Here is a 16,413-nt window from a genome sequence, read left to right as displayed (position 1 = left end):
CTCCTCGAAAAGCGGTCCCGGGCCGCGTCAGCGAGTTATGTCGACCCGTCCGAGTCGGGAGTCGTCTCGTTCGTTTCGGTCGCGTTCGTCGAGTCCCCGTCACTCACGTTCGATTCGTTCCCGACGGGGCTGTCCGGCGGTTCGGACGGCGGTGTCGGCTCCCCGCCGGCCTCCTCACCGCGTTCGATATCCAGTATCAGGTCGTCATCGGTAATCCGAACGGTCACGAGTTCGGTCTCGGGCCTGAGCGTCGTCTCCCTGCTCGTTCGCTCGCCGTCCGCGTCCACGAACTTGGTCACTCGGAAGCTCTGCTCGATTGCATCGAGATGCGGTGCCGACACCGTCTGGTCGGGCGTGACGGTGTAGCTCTCGTCGTAGGTCTGTCGGTCGGTCCCGGACTCGTAGGCCTCGAGGACGATGTTGTAGTGACGGTCGGCCTCGCTTTTGATTTCGAGCGGGATCAGTCCCTGAAAGCTGCCCTGATAGTGTTCCCGCAAGGTATCGAGACAACCCGATAGCCCGGCGACGGCGGCCACCCCGGCGGTTCGAAGTACCGTACGGCGGTTCACGTGGCTATCTCAGGCTTGGACGACCGTATGCGTTACTCTTCGGTACCGGGTCGCCGTCGGCTCCGATCCCCCCATGCGTCAGCCATCGACACCCACTGTCTTTTTGGTCCACTATCCTAACTATCGTTCATGGAGAAAACAGCGATCGACGACGTCGAGATCGAAGTCAACCCGATGGACGTCCATTCGGTTCGCCGGCCGATTTCGGACGCGCTCGGCTTTACCGACTTCGCGATGAACTACTTCGAACTCGAGCCCGGCGAGTCGTTCTCGGGCGGAATGCACACTCACCACGATCAGGAAGAGGTCTTCTACGTCCAAGAGGGGACCGCGACCTTCGATACGGAAGCGGGCGAAGTCATCGTCGACGAGGGCGAGGTGATCCGGTTCGAGCCCGGCGACTTCCAGACCGGCTACAACGACACCGACGAGCAGGTCGTCGGATTCGCCTTCGGCGCACCCAAATCGAAACACGACTGGGACCAGCTCGAGTCGCTGGTCTACTGTCAGGAGTGCGAGGAGGAGATCGGCCACGGTCTCGAACTCACCGACGACGGCAACTTCCGTCTGACCTGTACCGAATGTGGCAACACGTTCGTTCCGCCGTAACGGAGCGACACGGCGATTTAGTACCGGCGTGAACTCGGCGGTCGACCCCGTCGATGACTCTCGTTCTCACCGATCCGGGTGCTTTCGCTCCCGAGGAAAGAGGGGAAAATTGTTCACTGGGGACTGAGAGTATCGACGTATGGCTGCACAAGAGGGTTCGACCGTCGATATCGACACGTCGCTTTTTATCACCGTCTCCGGACCGCCGGGTTGTGGAGCGACGACACTGTGTGAACAACTCGCCGACGCGATCGGCTGTCCCTACGTCTCCGGCGGCGAGGTCTTCCGGGAACTCGCCGAGGACCGCGATATGAGCCTCAACCAGCTCATCGCCAAGGCCGACGAGTCCGACGAGATCGACCGCGCACTCGACCAGCGGCTCCAGCAGATCGCCGAGAAGTGGGGCATGTCGAACAAGCCGTTCATCCTCGAGTCGCGACTTGCGGGCTGGATCGCCGGCGACCGCGCGGACCTGCGACTCTGGCTCGACGCGCCGGAAGCCGTTCGACTCGATCGAATCGACGACCGCATCGAGACCGAGGCGGAGATGCGGGTCCGCGAGGTCAGCGAGGCCGGCCGCTACGAGTCCTACTACGAGATCGACATCGACGACCGGGAGTTCTACGACCTGCACATCAACACGGCCCGCTGGAGCAAGCGTGCGGTCTTCACGATCGTTCGGTCCGCGATCGAGGAATACGATCCTGAGATCGACGAAGGGGCGTTCCGAACGCCGCCGATGAACCCCTAAGTGATTACTCGCCGTCGGGCGAGTAGTTGGGCGCTTCGTCGGTGATGACGACGTCGTGGGCGTGACTCTCGGCCTGTCCGGCCGAGGAGACCCGGACGAACTCGCTGCGCTCTTTGAATTCGGGGATCGTCTCGGCACCGACATAGCCCATCCCCGACTGCATGCCGCCCGCGAGCTGGTGGAGTTCGGACTTGAGCGTTCCCTTGTAGGGGGTTGCCGCCTCGACGCCCTCGGGGACGTACTCGTCTTCCTCTTCGGGTTCGTCCTTGAGATAGCGGTCGCCGTCGCCGGATTTCATCGCGCCGACCGATCCCATGCCGCGGTACTGCTTGTACTTCTTGCCGTTCATCGTGACCACGCGGCCGGGTGCTTCGTCGGTGCCGGCGAAGTACGAGCCCAGCATGACCGCGTCCGCGCCGGCGGCGACCGCCTTGATCGCGTCGCCGGAGTACCGGATGCCGCCGTCGGCGATGACCGGGACGTCGTGTTCGGCGGCCACGTCGGCAACCTGTGCGACGGCCGTGATCTGGGGCATGCCGGAGCCGGAGACGATACGCGTCGTACAGATCGAGCCCGGTCCGATGCCGACCTTCAGTCCGTCCGCGAAGTCGACGAGGTCCTCGGCCGCCTCGCGCGTACCGATGTTGCCGACGACCACGTCGGCGTCGACGGACTCCGTGATGTCTCGAGCGCCGTCGATGACGTTCAGGTTGTGCGCGTGCGCGGTGTCGATGAAGAGGACGTCCGCGCCGGCTTCGTCGGCCGCGACCGCGCGATCGTGTTCGAACGGGCTGACGGCGACGCCACAGCGGAGTCGGCCGTCCTCGTCGCGGACCGCTTCGCCGTACTCGCGGCGCTGAAGGATGCCCTGCATCGTCACGAGCCCCACGAGGAGGTTCTCGTCGTCGACGACCGGGACGCGCTCGATCCGGTGTTCGTACATCAGATCGAACGCCTCGCGGGCGTCGATGTCCTCGTGAGCCGTGATGACCTCGTCTGTCATCGCCTCGGTGACCGGGTCGTCCTCGTTGACCTCGAGGTGGGGCCGGATGTCCGTACTCGAGATGATGCCAAGCACCTCGCCGTTGGTGTTGACGACAGGTGCGCCGCCGACGCCCCGCCGGGCCATCCGTTCGTCGACTTCGCGGACGGACATCTCGGGATCGGCGGTGACGACGTCCTCCAGCGGGATGATGAGTTCGTCCGCGCTCTTGACGCGGCCGATCTCCTCGACCATCTGGTCGACGTTCATGTTCCGATGGAGGACGCCGAGCCCGCCGTGGCGGGCCATCGCGATCGCCATGTCGCTCTCGGTGACGGTGTCCATCGCCGCCGAGAGGATGGGAACCGAGAGTTCGACGTGTTTCGAGACGTGTGACGTGAGGTCGGCGTCGTCGGGTTCGACGCGGCTCTCCTTGGGGCGGAGAAGGACGTCGTCGAAGGTTAGCGCTTCCGGTACCTGCAGTTTCGAAGAATAGGGCTCGTGCTCGGGAACGTCGTTCGCCATGTAAGCCGTCCGTGGTCCCCGGGGAAAAACGTTGCGAGACAAACCCGGCTGTGAACGGTTGACGAGTCACTCAACGGGCGATTCGCCACGGTCCGGTCGTCGGCACCGTAGCGCCGCTCGAGCCGTTGCCCGCGTTCCGACCGGTCGCCCGTGTGTTCCGGCGTCTCGTTCCCGTGGTCCTGAGACGAACGCCCACCGCGAGCGCAGATCCGTCCGCTTTCGTCCACATCTGTGCGTCGTCGGCGGAACGATCACCGAGTCGTGGAATCGTTTCTCACACAACGTTTATTGACAATCCCCCCGTCTTGCCGTGTATGTACGCTGTGAGTGCATTCGACGCCCGGACCGCCGGTCTGACGAGTTCCGACTCCGTCACGACGATGTTCGGGAATTTTACAGCGAAACTCACAGCTCGAGGCCCTAATCCGAATCCGATCGACTGGCCCACGGACCAGTCGGTGCGGGACCGCCCGTCCTCTTACCCATCGGCCTCGGGTCATGGCCATCGACCCTGACCGATGAGTACGTCCCAACACCCAGTCGCGCTCCAGATGGAGCGTATCGTGGGGGGCGATGCCAGACTCCTGGCACTCGTGATGATGCTGCCGTTAGTCGACGGCGTCTTCCCCGCACTGATCCTGGCCGGTGCGCTCGACGAGCCACTCGGGGCCCTTCAGGTTGGATTGCTGATCTTCGGTGGCAGCGCCACCGTCGCGGTCATCCTCGCGGAGATGGAGGGGTCTCCCCGCGAGCAGGCGACGGTCGTCTTGCTAGTCGGGCTCCCACTGATCCTGCTGGCGGCGGTGCAGGCGGCGTTCGCCCCGGCGATCGCGAGCGTCATCGACATCGGCATCTTCGAGCGGTTCGCGGCGCTGGTCATCGCCACGATCGCGGCCCAGACCGCCAGCGCGACCATCGGCGAGTCCCTCCCCAACCCCGTCGTCGTCATCGGGTTAGGTCTGGTCGCGAGCGTCGACCCCTCGGGGGCGGAGTTCGCGGTGCTGACCGACCCCGCCCTCGTCGCGAACGCGACGCTGGCAGCGGGCGTCGGCGTCGGCTTCGCGCTGGCCATCGCGCTCTCGGGCCCCTACCTCCGGGAGTACATGGACATCGATCGGTTCCGCTTCGGCAGCGCCGTCGCCCTGGGCCTGCTCCCGCTGTCCCTGCTCGGGATGGCCTTCGGACAGGCCCCGCTGGCGGCCCTGGTCGTTGCCGGCCTCTTCGCCGTCGATATCCCCTTCCGCACGGGCGAGGACGAGGACTCGAGCGCCGACGGGAGCGCGGCCGCCAAGATGGACGCGCTGGCCGACGGCGGGGACGCGACGGAGTCGCCGGCCGTCGACGGCGAGTCCGCGGACGACGGGACCGATACGCCGGGCCGTGCCCCGTGGCTGTAGGGCGATTCTGAATCGAAACCACTTTAGGGATCATCACCCAACGAAGACTCGAGGGGTCGTGGCCAAGCCAGGCATGGCGGCTGACTCCAGAGGCAACGCGCCCGGGACGACACTCCAGACTGATATACTGATCGGGCACCTGATCAGTGTCCGTGTGATGACCCTCTGGAGTTCCGAGGCGCACCGGAGATATCAGTAGATCGGGGGTTCAAATCCCTCCGACCCCACTAAACTTCTTACTGCTCCAAAATTAGTAGCAGAGGGTTTCTTCCTTAATTTCCCGCCCTCCATGTGGTGCTTGTTTCAGTCGATCAGGGAATGGTGTCCGTAGTTGTCTCCTGTTTTCAGATGATGTTACTGTGTGAAAGTAATGTGTAGCCAGAAACACATCGACAGATTGATTGTCTTTTGATTTGAGATCATATAGTATGGTTGACTATTTGGATACTTTTATATTTGTGGCAGGGGCAGCTTTTCTGATAGTAGCGAGACAAGGACTGAAATCGGCAACTGATTGGACTGTGAAGCAAGGAATCGGGTGGGTTACGACCTCTGCTGTCCAAGAAGGGGTGTCCCGCGATGAGATCAAAGGAAATGAACAAGCTCTAGAGATAGAAAAACGGCTCAGAGATAAACTGGAGAGACGAGAGGAAGAAATATCTGATTACGAATGGATGCTCAGAAGCCTGAAGCACGATAATATATCAAAAAAGAGGATAATAGAAAAATATTGGCGTCCACTTCCTGCAATCATAATAACATTTTATAACGATTATGAAGGGAACAAGAAAGAGAAGAAGTTCCTGAAGTATCATATTCAAGAGAACAATGAGGCAGAGATGTTAACAGCAAACACATACGTGATTCCTCCAAAGGGATTTCCAGAACGATTCGAATCTCCAAACAAGGTAGGGCGCGACAAGATTCGTGACTGGATTGAGGAAGACATCTTAGCCAAACATGACAATGGAAAAGTGGTTATATGTCAAGCATCTGCTGTAGACTTGCGGAGAGTATATTCACATACAGATTACGAGACTCATAGTTTTAATCGAAAAACAATAGACCAGGCTCTGGACATAGACAAAATACTTGGTGAAAACAATGTCCATCGGATACTAGCAAGCGATGGTGTAAATCTGTCCCGGGCTATTGAGGACGGAGATATCGCATTCTTTCTCTCACATTATGTTTCAGATGATGAGCTAGAAATCATCCATGAGAATCAAAATGAAATCCGTGAACGGTTACAAGATCCATCTCTACGCAAGATCGCTACGAGTGGATTCGAGGATGAACTGACTGAAGTATTATCTGATTATATTGATGCTCCGCGTGAGGCGGCGTCAAAAGCAATAGAAGAAGCAAAATTATGGCAGAAAGAACTTCAAGCCCGATAAGCCGGTCACATCATAGGTTATCTAGGTATTGTTTCCGCGTGGTCGCTCGTTCTCCCATGTAGTTCTATCCTTCGAGTTGAGCATCGTATTCGTATTGATCGCTGGAGAGCGACTCCGAGATGGCAATATCGAACTCAAGCTCAAACGAACTCGAACTATCCCCAGTAACTGTAATCTCACGCCGTTCTGTGTAGGTGTCTCCGCCGGAGACATCGACTTGCCCGACTAACGTACTTGACTTTGAGGAGCTATTACTATTCGAGACTGAAACGGTGAGAACGACATTCCCAAACGAAGTAGTCTGGGCGTTGACGCTCTCGACGGACAGGCCGCCACCGATTCCACCAGTACCATCGCTACCAGAACACCCCGCTACTGTTGCCAGAACTCCCACACCTGCATTACTGATTACCGTTCTTCGGTTTAAACCCATGCGGGCCAATAATTCCACTCGTCTGTCTTGTTTTCTTCTATTATTGTGTGTCGCTGGATGTCGTGGACGCAAAGACGACTGTCGACGGAGCAAGTGAGGTAGTATAAACAGCGTCAGGCACACAGTCACGTCTTCAGAATACCTTCTCACAAGGATCACACGTCGATAGAATCCGATTCCCGAATATGCACACGAGTCGCGACACCTCGTGTGCATCTCTCGAGTCGATCCATCGTTTGAACCGTCGTTCGTCTCCGAGTGACCGATAGGTTCCGCTACTTTCGGGCCGGAAACGGGTCATTCAGTGCGTCGAACCCCAGTGGATTCTGGGGTCGTGTGTGGAACTATTCGAATGTGACCTGTATTGCCGACGCGTGTTCGTAATCAAATTCGAATATACGATTGTACCTCGAACTCTGAGCCACGACAATCTATTTATGTGCTGTGATATATGTTTACGCGCATGAGTATCGATCGTCTCCGCGATGACCTACTGATCGCTGTGGCATTAGCGGAGTTTTCGTACCGCCGTCAGGACACCGACTCCGAATTGGCGAGACAGGCGTGGGTTCTCGCGACTGAAACGCTGGACACGTACGACCTGGATTCGTATCAGAGCATCGACGCCCTGAGAGCGGTAGCCGAACTCGAGCCTGCTGGTGTCTCCGAGCCACCGATCGATGTGGAGTGACACGATGTGTCCGTTCTCGTGGCCGCTCGGAGTCGGTGAGACTGAGAGCCGCGTCGATCTCGCTTAGAATCCGTCCTGCGTGTCGTCCAACAGTTCGTATTCGCCACCGGCCGGCCCGCATCCCGAGCCGGTATGAACCGCCCGACGACTGCAGGCACTGTCGTTATCACCGACACTCGGCTACCCTCGGTTGAGAAACATGAGCGACGCATCCGAAACCGAACGCCGGACCCGCACCGACTACAACTCGCTCAACACCGACGTGATGCAGTGGGTCAGCGCCCTCGCGGCGCTGCTTGGCCTGTATCTGGTCGCGTCGCCGTTCCTGCTCGAGTCGACGGACGCGGCGGTCTGGAACGATACGCTGGTCGGGACGGCGATCTTCCTGACGGCCGGTTACAACTTCTACCGGCTGTCGAAGGACCGACTGGCCAGCGTCGGGGTCGCGTCGCTAACGGTCCTGCTGGGGCTGTGGGCACTCGTCTCGCCCTCGTTTATCGACATGGGCGGCAACGCGCTGGCGACCGGGACGGCGATCTCGGGGCTGCTCGTCGCGGCCCTCGCGGCGTACAACGCCTACGCCAACAATAAGGCCGACACGCCGGAGCGTGCGCGAACCCGGGCCTGAGACGGCTCGTCGTAACGGTTGTCGGGTGTAACCGCGCCCGTCCTGTGGGTGCCTCGGCAATGACTTCCGACAGTCCACGTGATCCGGTCGGTAACCGCCGTGGCTCCGCCGGATACCGGCGCTGCTCGAGTCCCCGTCGCGAGGAATCGCCGCTGCTCTCATATGCGTGGCTGTCAGTAGTACCGAATATGAGTACCCACCAAGCGGACGATGCGGCGGTACTGGTCGAACGAACGGCGGGACTGACCGCGGTCTTGGGGGCGTTCGTCATGGTTTCGACGGCGGTCTTTACCATCACCGACACGCTTGGTATCCACAACGTCCTCGTCGGTGCGCTCGTCGCCCTGCTGGCCTCGGTTCACGCCTACCGGACCGGCGAGCAGCGGTCGCCGAGCATCGTCCTCGCCGCGGTGCTGACGCTGCTCGGCGTCTGGATCGCGGCCGCTCCCTACGTGATCGATTCGTCACAGGCGCTTGCCGTCGGGATCAACGGACTGGCCGGCGTTTTCATCGCGATCCTGTCGCTGATCGGGATCTACGGGAGCGTCCGAACGACGAGCGCGTCGGCCGCGAGTGCGTAGCGTCGTCGCTGTCCACGGTCCGCCGTCGAGGTCAATGGGCCGACACTGATTTTTCGCCCGCTCGAGCGAGCGCCGACGCAGGCAGCCCGTTTCAGGCGACGAAGAAGACGGCGATGGCGACGAGGATGAACGCGGCCTTCAGCCCGACGTTGACGACGATCACCTTCGTTCCGAACGACGCACCCCAGATCCCGAACTGGAACGGGATCGAGCGCTTGACGGTGCCGATCGTCAGCGACACCAGGCCCCCGACCAGCAGCGTGATCACCGCCTGATCGGGCGTCAGGACGTCCCCGATCAGCGGCGCGACCGTGATCGCGCCGGTCGTCGGATCGACCAGCGAGACGAGGATCACCGGGACTGCCGCGCCCGGTAGGCCGAGCAGGCCGGCGATCGGGTCGACGGCCGCGGCCGGCTCGGTGATCCCGACCTCGGCAAGGGCTTCGAGGATCCGATCGGAGTACTCGAGCGCGAGAAAGACCAGCGAGTAGACGACGGCCAGTCGGGGCACGATCGATCGGAGCCGCTCGAGCGTACTCGTGCCGGCGGCGCGGAACTTGTCGCGGGTCGTCCGGACCTCTTCCTCGGGCGTCTCGGGGTCGAGTGCGTGGGGGTCGTACTCGTAGCCACGGAGGAGGACGGCACCGGCGAGCAGGCCAACGAGCGAGATGCCCAGCGAGATTCCCGCACGCGCGCCGACGTACATGAGCCCGACCTGGACCCCCAGGATGGGGACGAGGACCGGGCCGTAGTAGGTGAAGATGTGCTGGACGAAGCCGAAGAACGTGTTGATGACGACGGCGATCAGCGTCGCGCGGTCGTCCAACAGCCCCTCCTCGCGGAACTCCGCGAGCATGCCGTAGCCCGCGGTCACCGAGACGGTGTTCGTGAGGACGGCGGTGCCCACCTCCGGCGGGAGGTTCGCCGGCTCCGTGAGATAGCGCCCGACCCGGGCGACGACCGTGACGAGACCGTACTCCACCGCGAGGTTCGCCAGCCCGACGCCCGCGCCGATCAACAGCGTGATCGTCACCACGCGCGGGAGCGCTTCCTCGAGGAGGACCGAGACGACTGTCTGCACGGCGGCCAGTTTGGAGCCCGGGAGCAAAGGGCCGTCGGATCGCGCGACACTCTCCTGTCAACGAGCGTTTCTTTCGGATCGCTTTTCCCGCTGCCGGTCATCCGACGATCCATGAGCGACGACGACGTTCGCGTGACCGCACTGTGTGGCAGCCTCCGTGACGGAAGCCACACCCGGACCGCGCTCGAGCGGGCGCTTGCAGCCGCCGAGGGTGCCGGTGCGAGTACCGAATTGCTGGACCTCCGCGAGTACGAACTGCCGGTCTTCGATGCGGATCGGGACCGGGAAGACGCCGGTGACGCCGCGGCACTGGCCGCGCGGGTCCGGGATGCGGACACGGTCCTGTTGGGGTCACCGATGTATCACGGCTCGTACTCGTCGCCGCTGAAAACGGCGCTCGACTACTGCGGGTTCGACGAGTTCGAGGACACGACGGTCGGCCTGCTCGCGGTGTCGGGCGGTGCCTTCCCCGTGACGGCCCTCGAGCATATGCGGTCGGTCTGTCGGGCGCTGAACGCGTGGGTGATCCCCCACGAGGCGGCGATTCCGAACGCCGGCGACGCGTTCGACGGCGGCGAGTTCGTCGATCCGAAACTGGCTACGCGGGTCGAGACGCTGGGACGGCGGGCCGTCCAGTACGCGACGATCGAGCCGGATCCGGACTCCTTCGAGAGCGACCAGAACGTCGGTGCGGAGGGGAAGTGATCAGGAACCCAGGAGCCGCTGGAACCGGCGCTGGTGGGCGAGAACGGCCGCGAGGCCGAACGCCACCGCGCCGAGGTGGACGGCCTCGAGGCGGACGACGACCGTCGTGACCCCGAGCGAAATCGGCCCCGAGGAGAGGGTCCAGCCGGTAAACCAGGCGGAGGCCAGCAGCGCGGCGGCCCCGAGCGCCAACAGCAGGCCCGGGCCGACGAGCCAGCCCGTCCGGTAGCGTGCGTAGCGATCGCAGACGCGTCGCTCGAGGCGACACTGTGCGGTGAGGACCGCGGTCAGGACGACCGTCGCGACGGCGACGCCGGCCACGTCGCCGACCAGTTCGGCCACGAGCAGCCAGCAGATCCAGCCGCCGGTGAGCAGCAGCGGCGCGGCGAGTCGGTGCGGTTGCAGGAGATCGCCGAGGTCGCCGATCGTCGCGTCGACGACGACCGTCCTGAGGAGTGCGCCACAGAACAACACCCCGAGCCCCGCGAGCGCGGTCGTCGTCGTCCGCGAGCCGACGACTAACCCGAACCAGAGCCCGACTCCGAGCGTTTCCACGGCCGCGGCCGAGAGCGCGGCCGTCACCCCAACCACGCGTCGTCGCGTCGTCCGGCCGAGGACCTCCGTCCGGCGGATAACGCTCATGTCCGGTCGTCTTTCGGGGGAGCCCTTTCGTTATGGAACCCGTTCGACGCGGCGACCCGCGGGAAAGCGGCCGACGCAGTTTTATAGGTCGGGAAGGGTCGGCTTTCCCGCCCCTCGAGGGAGGCCGGATCGACGCGCGAGGATCGTACCGCCCTCGCTGGCCGTCGGGACCGTCGTCCGTCTCCCTGCCCGGTCGAGACGCGGCCGCGCGATCGATGGGTGGGTCGGCGGCGGCGTTCGCGAGCCGTCTCGCCGGGTGGGAGTCTCGGCTCGCGTTCCGAGCCGATCGTAGTCGGTCGTCCGTCGCGGCCGCGCCCGCAAGGCCGGTGGTCGGGCCGACGGTAGACGTCGGTTGTCCCCTCGCTCCGAACGGTTAGCCGGTGTCTAACGCGAGCGGATCGTGTCCGAATCGAGGGAAACGGTGGATAGAACTATGTACGGCGGTGTGGTCGTGGCGGATTATGCCCGAGACGGAGCAACAGGACAGGACGCTATCGGAACTCGTCGTCAAGGAAGCGATCACCAAGGGGATGGACTCGCCGCTGCGCGAGTCGATCCTCGAGGCCGTCGAGGAGTCGGAGGGCGGACGCTCCGGCGGGCGGCTGCCGCTTGCGGGGGCCCTGTTCGGCCTCGGTGCGGCGCTTGGCTTTCTGGCGGGGCGGAACTCACCGGAACTCGAGGAGTCGCCGATCGAGGACATCGAGGAACCCGAGATCATCGAGGACGTGATGGAGACGACGACCGGAACGAGCGAAACGGGCGAGGAAACGACCGAGACGGACGAAACCGGGGGCGGCTCCTCGGTGCTGCCGCGGCTCCTGCTTGGCGTTGGACTGCTTGCTGGGGCCGCGATCCTCCGTCGTCGACTCGCCGGCGACGAGGAGGCCGAATGGGAGCCGATCGAGGAGTTCGAACCCGCCACTGGTGGCGAGGGCGACGAACCCGAGGAAGCCGAGGCCGAGTCGGGGAACGAAGAGACCGAAGAGTAAGCCGCGAGTCGATCCCGATCCCTTTTTCGACGCCGTCCGTTTGCGCCCGCGACCGGTCCGGCAGCGTCGCCGCCGCGGCTCGCGGTCGCGGCGGTGACGAAGGAGCTAAGGGCGCGACGTGGACAGTGTGTAGCCAATGGAAACGACCCACCGCGTGTTCGTCGGCGACGCCCGCGACCTCTCCGCGGTCGACGACGCGTCCGTCGAACTCGTCGTCACGTCCCCGCCCTATCCGATGATCGAGATGTGGGACGACCTCTTTACAGATCTCGATCCGGCCGTCGGGGACGCGTTAGACGCCGGCGACGGGCGGGCGGCGTTCGAGGCGATGCACGCCCAACTCGATCGGGTCTGGGACGAACTCGAGCGGGTGTTGGTCGACGGCGGGATCGCCTGTATCAACGTGGGGGACGCGACCCGATCGGTCGACGACAGCTTCCGGGTCTACCCGAACCACGCCCGCGTCCTCTCGGCGTTCGAGGAGCGGGGGTTCGATCCGCTGCCGGACGTCCTCTGGCGCAAGCCGGCCAACAGCGCGGCCAAGTTCATGGGCAGCGGGATGATCCCGCCCAACGCCTACGTCACGCTGGAACACGAGTACGTCCTGGTCTTTCGGAAGGGCGGGGAACGCCGGTCGTTCGAGCCGGGGGCCGACCGCCGGTACGAGGCCGCCTACTTCTGGGAGGAACGCAACCGCTGGTTCTCCGACGTCTGGACGGAGGTCACCGGCGAGCTACAGGCGCTCGAGGACGACGAACTCCGGGAGCGGTCCGCGGCCTACCCCCTCGAGATCCCCTACCGGCTGATCTGTATGTATTCGGCCTACGAAGACACCGTTCTCGACCCCTTCTGGGGGACCGGAACGACGACGCTGGCGGCGATGTGTGCCGGCCGCAACTCCGTGGGGGTCGAACTCGAGTCGGCGTTCCTCGAGACCTTCGACGATCGCCTCGGGGAGGTACCGGCGCTCTCCCGGTCGGTCGGCCGGACGCGACTCGAGCGCCACCGCGAGTTCGTCGAGCGCCGCCGCGAGGCGGGCGAGTCACTCGAGTACGAGGCCGATCGCTACGAGACGCCGGTCGTGACGGCGATGGAACGGGAGATTCGGCTGTGGGAGGTTTCCGAGGTCGTGGACACCGACGACGGGTACCGCGCCGAACACGCGCCGCTCTCCCTCGAGTAGGCGAGCCGACCGGCGCGAGCGAACCGGCGCCGGAACCGACACGAGTTTTTTACGCGCTGCGCTCCCAGCAGGGGTATGACACGCGGTTTCACGGCGACCGAACCGACGCCGGTTCGCGCGCTCGTCGTCGGTTCGTCCGAGTGGGCCCGGTCGACGGCGGAGTTCGCCGACGAACGGCTGACGGTGACGGGGCCGGTCACGGGGGTCGACGACCTCGCCGACGATCGACTCGAGGCGGCCGACTGCGTCCTGACCGACGACCCGACCGTCGTCGACGAACTCGCCGGGTCGTGTCCGGTCGTCTACGCCCTCGACCCGACGGGAGACGAATCGATCGACGACGTCCGGCGAGGGGCGACCGACGTGATCGCCGCGACGACCGCCCGGAACCCGGCGCTGCTGGCTCATCGGCTCGAGCGGGCGGTCGCCACCGACGCGCGGGCAGCGACGGCGGACGGACCGCCCGTTCGTGGGCCGGAGTGGTACCGGATCATTCTCGAGTACTCCTCGGAAGTGGTACTCACGATCGAGGCCGACGGGGAGATATCCTACGCCAGCCCGGCGGTCGAAGTCGCCGGTGGCTACGATCCCACCGCCCTCCGTGGCGATCACTATCTCGATCACGTCCACGAGGACGATACGGCGGCGGTCGCGGCCGAGTTCGAGGCGGTCCGCGAGGCCGACCTGGGCACCTCCCGGTCCGTCGAGTACACGTGCCAGCACGCCGACGGCGCGTGGTACGTCCACGAGGCCGTCCTCACCAACCGGCTCGGGGACGGCGTCGTCGACGGCGTCGTCGCGTCGATCCGGGATATCACGGAGTACCACCGCATCGAGCGGGAACTGAGCGAGTCGTTCAAACGCGTCACCGACGCCTTCTACGCCCTCGATTCGGACTGGGAATTCACCTACGTCAACGATCGCGCCCTCGAGATCCTCTCTACCGACCGCTCCGAGTTGCTCGGCCGACACATCCTCGAGGTGTTCCCGGAAATGACCGGGACGGCGTTTCAGTCCGCGGCCACCGAAGCGATGGCCGAGCAGGAGTCCCGGACCGTCGAGGGCTACCTCGACGCCTACGACGCGTGGATCGAGGCGCGGATCTACCCGTCGCCGTCGGGGATGTCGGTCTACTGGCGGGACGTCACCGACCGCGTCCAGCGAAAGCGGGACCTGACCGAACGGACCGAGCGACTACAGACGTTGGTCGAGAACGCACCGATCGTCCTGTTCGTCCTCGACGAGGACGGGACGTTCACGCTCTCGGAGGGGCGCGGGCTCGCGAACCTCGGCACCGATGCCGGCGAGGTCGTCGGTGACTCCTTTTTCGACCAGCTCGGGGACTATCCGGACATCTGTGACGACGCGAGACGTGCCCTCGAGGGCGCGGACGTCCACTCCCGGCGGGAACTCTCGGACCGGGTCTTCGAGATGTGGTATCGACCGATCACCAACGGCGGCGACGTCGACCGCGTGATCGGCGTCGCAAGCGACATCACCGAACGGGTACAGTATCAAGAGGCGCTCAACGGACTCCACGAGGCGAGCAGCCATCTGTTGAGCGTCGACTCGAAGGCAGCCGCCTGCGAGTCCATCGTCGAGGTCGCGACCGACGTTCTCGACCTCGACAGCGTCGTCTACCGGTTCGACGAGCGCGCGAACGAACTCCGGCCGGCGGCCCACGCGTCGGCGTTCGAGTCGACCTTCGGTTCGCCGCCACGGATCGAGCCGGACGGGAGCATCGTTTGGGAGACGTTCGTGAACGGCGAGACGGCGATCTACGACGACACTCGAGATTCGACCGCGGTGTCCGACGAAGAAACGGCCGCACGGAGCGTCCTCTCCGTCCCGCTGGGCGAACACGGCGTGGTCGTCGCGCTGTCGACCGACCCGGCCGCCTACGACGACGAGACGGTCGAACTCGCGGAGCTGTTCGCTCGAGCCGCGGAGGCGGCGCTCGATCGGATCGGCCGGACGCGTCGGCTCCGCGACCGCGAACGCGAACTCGAGGCACAGAACCGCCACCTCGAGCGGCTTAACGACGCCAACGAGATCCGGCAGGGGATCGAGGAACTCCTGTTGAAGGCGGACTCCCGGGCCGAGATCGAACGCGGCGTCCCCCGGCGGCTGGCCGCCCTCGAGTCGTGTTCGCTGGCCTGGTTCGGGGAGCCCGACCCCGGCGGGAACCACCTGCAGGTGCGGGCCAGTGAGGGGGCCGATCGGGGGTATCTCGAGGCGGTGACGGCGACGACGGTCGACGATTCGGCGGCCGAACCCGCGGGGCGGGCGGCGCGAACGCAGGCCCCGGTCTACGTCGAGAACGTCGCCGACGCGGTCCACGACGGGGAGTGGCGACGGAAGGCGCTCTCCCGGAACTTCCAGTCGGTGTATGCGGTCCCGCTGGTCTACGACGGGTTCTGCTACGGTGTCGTCTCGATCTATGGCGAGGAGCGCGACGCCGTCGACGAGACGCTTCGCTCGATGCTGTCGGAACTCGGCGAGACGATCGCCTACGCGATCGACGCCGTCAAACGCAAGAACGCGCTGTTCGGCGACGACCGCACCGAGGTCGAACTCGCAGTCGCAGCCGACACGACGCTGTGTCAGTTGGCGGCGCGTCTCGGATCGCCCGTGAGATACGAGGGGGCGACGGCACCGGACGAGGGGCCACAGCTCGTCTTCGCAGCGATCGAAGGGCCGATCGACGATCCCGCATCGGCCGTCGACCTCGCCGCGGTCGACGGGATTAGCGAGATCACGACGATCGCCGACCACGAGGGGGAGACGCTCGTCCAGCTCCGGATGACCGATTCGTTCCTCGGCTCGATCGCCGGGACCCACGGCGCGCGGCTGCGCGAGTTCTCGGTCGACGAGTCGGGCGGTCGCGCCGTCGTCGACGTTCCCGATGCCGTCGAGATCCGTGAACTGCTTGCCGACATCACCCGCAGCGGTCCCTCGGTGTCGATGGTCGCGCGACGTGAGGCCCCGACCGACGACCCCGAGACGGTCGGCGGGGCCACGCGGACGGTCCTCCTCGAGTCCTTTACTGATCGCCAGCGAGAGGTCGTCCAGACGGCCTATCACGGCGGGTTCTTCGAGTGGCCGCGTCGAGCGACCGGCGAGGAGATCGCCGACTCGCTTGATATCTCTTCGCCCGCGTTTCACAAGCACGTTCGGTCGGCCGAGCGGAAGCTGTTCGCGGCGCTCTTCGACGGGACGACCACGGAGGAGGTTAATTGATTAACCA

General features: G+C 64.2%; 15 protein-coding genes and 1 tRNA gene. 12 read left to right on the top strand and 4 right to left on the bottom strand.

The window, feature by feature from the left end; genetic code table 11:
- Positions 1 to 35: 35 nt before the first annotated feature.
- On the bottom strand, positions 36 to 569 hold the full coding sequence (locus NP511_RS20070; protein ID WP_371827953.1) for a hypothetical protein: 534 nt from the start codon (positions 567 to 569) through the stop codon (positions 36 to 38).
- Between the two features lie 129 nt (positions 570 to 698).
- On the opposite strand from NP511_RS20070, the gene NP511_RS20065 reads away from it, so the two are divergent.
- Both NP511_RS20065 and cmk read left to right on the top strand, forming a co-directional pair.
- Complete coding sequence (locus tag NP511_RS20065) at positions 699 to 1,178, top strand: cupin domain-containing protein (RefSeq protein ID WP_006651231.1); 480 nt, start codon at positions 699 to 701, stop codon at positions 1,176 to 1,178.
- Positions 1,179 to 1,317: 139 nt separating this feature from the next.
- Positions 1,318 to 1,929 carry a (d)CMP kinase gene (cmk, locus tag NP511_RS20060; protein WP_006651230.1) on the top strand — a complete coding sequence of 204 codons (612 nt, stop codon included), beginning with the start codon at positions 1,318 to 1,320 and terminating at the stop codon, positions 1,927 to 1,929.
- 4 nt (positions 1,930 to 1,933) lie between these two features.
- Here the strand turns inward: cmk and guaB are convergent, their stop codons facing one another.
- Entirely contained in the window at positions 1,934 to 3,436 is a 1,503-nt protein-coding gene (gene guaB, locus NP511_RS20055) for an IMP dehydrogenase (protein WP_049966840.1), read from the bottom strand.
- Positions 3,437 to 3,954: 518 nt separating this feature from the next.
- Here guaB and NP511_RS20050 point away from each other — a divergent pair.
- The 6 genes from NP511_RS20050 to NP511_RS20025 all read left to right on the top strand — a co-directional run bounded on the left by NP511_RS20050 (position 3,955) and on the right by NP511_RS20025 (position 8,566).
- Positions 3,955 to 4,833 carry a DUF5794 domain-containing protein gene (locus NP511_RS20050; protein ID WP_049966838.1) on the top strand — a complete coding sequence of 293 codons (879 nt, stop codon included), beginning with the start codon at positions 3,955 to 3,957 and terminating at the stop codon, positions 4,831 to 4,833.
- Positions 4,834 to 4,885: 52 nt separating this feature from the next.
- Positions 4,886 to 5,060, top strand: a tRNA-Trp gene (locus NP511_RS20045).
- A 201-nt stretch (positions 5,061 to 5,261) separates the two neighbouring features.
- Positions 5,262 to 6,233, top strand: coding sequence for a hypothetical protein (locus NP511_RS20040; RefSeq protein WP_136396923.1), 972 nt, complete (start codon positions 5,262 to 5,264; stop codon positions 6,231 to 6,233).
- An 896-nt stretch (positions 6,234 to 7,129) separates the two neighbouring features.
- Entirely contained in the window at positions 7,130 to 7,357 is a 228-nt protein-coding gene (locus tag NP511_RS20035; protein ID WP_233274373.1) for a hypothetical protein, read from the top strand.
- A 199-nt stretch (positions 7,358 to 7,556) separates the two neighbouring features.
- Positions 7,557 to 7,985, top strand: coding sequence for an SPW repeat domain-containing protein (locus tag NP511_RS20030; protein WP_049966836.1), 429 nt, complete (start codon positions 7,557 to 7,559; stop codon positions 7,983 to 7,985).
- Positions 7,986 to 8,173: 188 nt separating this feature from the next.
- Positions 8,174 to 8,566: an SPW repeat domain-containing protein gene (locus NP511_RS20025; RefSeq protein ID WP_049966835.1), complete on the top strand. Its 393-nt coding sequence runs from the start codon at positions 8,174 to 8,176 to the stop codon at positions 8,564 to 8,566.
- A 91-nt stretch (positions 8,567 to 8,657) separates the two neighbouring features.
- On the opposite strand, the gene NP511_RS20020 is transcribed toward NP511_RS20025, so the two are convergent.
- Positions 8,658 to 9,647, bottom strand: a complete 990-nt coding sequence (locus tag NP511_RS20020) for a nucleoside recognition protein (protein WP_049906057.1) — start codon at positions 9,645 to 9,647, stop codon at positions 8,658 to 8,660.
- 111 nt (positions 9,648 to 9,758) lie between these two features.
- On the opposite strand from NP511_RS20020, the gene NP511_RS20015 reads away from it, so the two are divergent.
- Positions 9,759 to 10,352 (top strand): NADPH-dependent FMN reductase, encoded by a 594-nt coding sequence (locus NP511_RS20015; protein WP_049966834.1) that lies wholly within the window; start codon positions 9,759 to 9,761, stop codon positions 10,350 to 10,352.
- On the opposite strand, the gene NP511_RS20010 is transcribed toward NP511_RS20015, so the two are convergent.
- Positions 10,353 to 10,994 carry a hypothetical protein gene (locus NP511_RS20010; RefSeq protein WP_049966833.1) on the bottom strand — a complete coding sequence of 214 codons (642 nt, stop codon included), beginning with the start codon at positions 10,992 to 10,994 and terminating at the stop codon, positions 10,353 to 10,355.
- Between the two features lie 461 nt (positions 10,995 to 11,455).
- On the opposite strand from NP511_RS20010, the gene NP511_RS20005 reads away from it, so the two are divergent.
- From NP511_RS20005 to NP511_RS19995, 3 genes are all read left to right on the top strand, one after another.
- Positions 11,456 to 11,983 (top strand): hypothetical protein, encoded by a 528-nt coding sequence (locus NP511_RS20005; RefSeq protein WP_049966832.1) that lies wholly within the window; start codon positions 11,456 to 11,458, stop codon positions 11,981 to 11,983.
- A 136-nt stretch (positions 11,984 to 12,119) separates the two neighbouring features.
- A complete protein-coding gene (locus NP511_RS20000; protein WP_049966831.1) occupies positions 12,120 to 13,166 on the top strand; it encodes a DNA-methyltransferase in 1,047 nt (348 codons plus the stop codon).
- A gap of 75 nt (positions 13,167 to 13,241) precedes the next feature.
- Entirely contained in the window at positions 13,242 to 16,406 is a 3,165-nt protein-coding gene (locus NP511_RS19995) for a PAS domain S-box protein (protein ID WP_049966830.1), read from the top strand.
- The last annotated feature ends 7 nt before the right edge of the window (positions 16,407 to 16,413 follow it).

Source organism: Natrinema thermotolerans (genome assembly GCF_031165565.1).
Taxonomy (GTDB): domain Archaea; phylum Halobacteriota; class Halobacteria; order Halobacteriales; family Natrialbaceae; genus Natrinema; species Natrinema thermotolerans.
The sequence above is the reverse complement of the archived record's forward strand: the minus strand, read 5'-3'. Positions and strand labels throughout refer to the sequence as shown.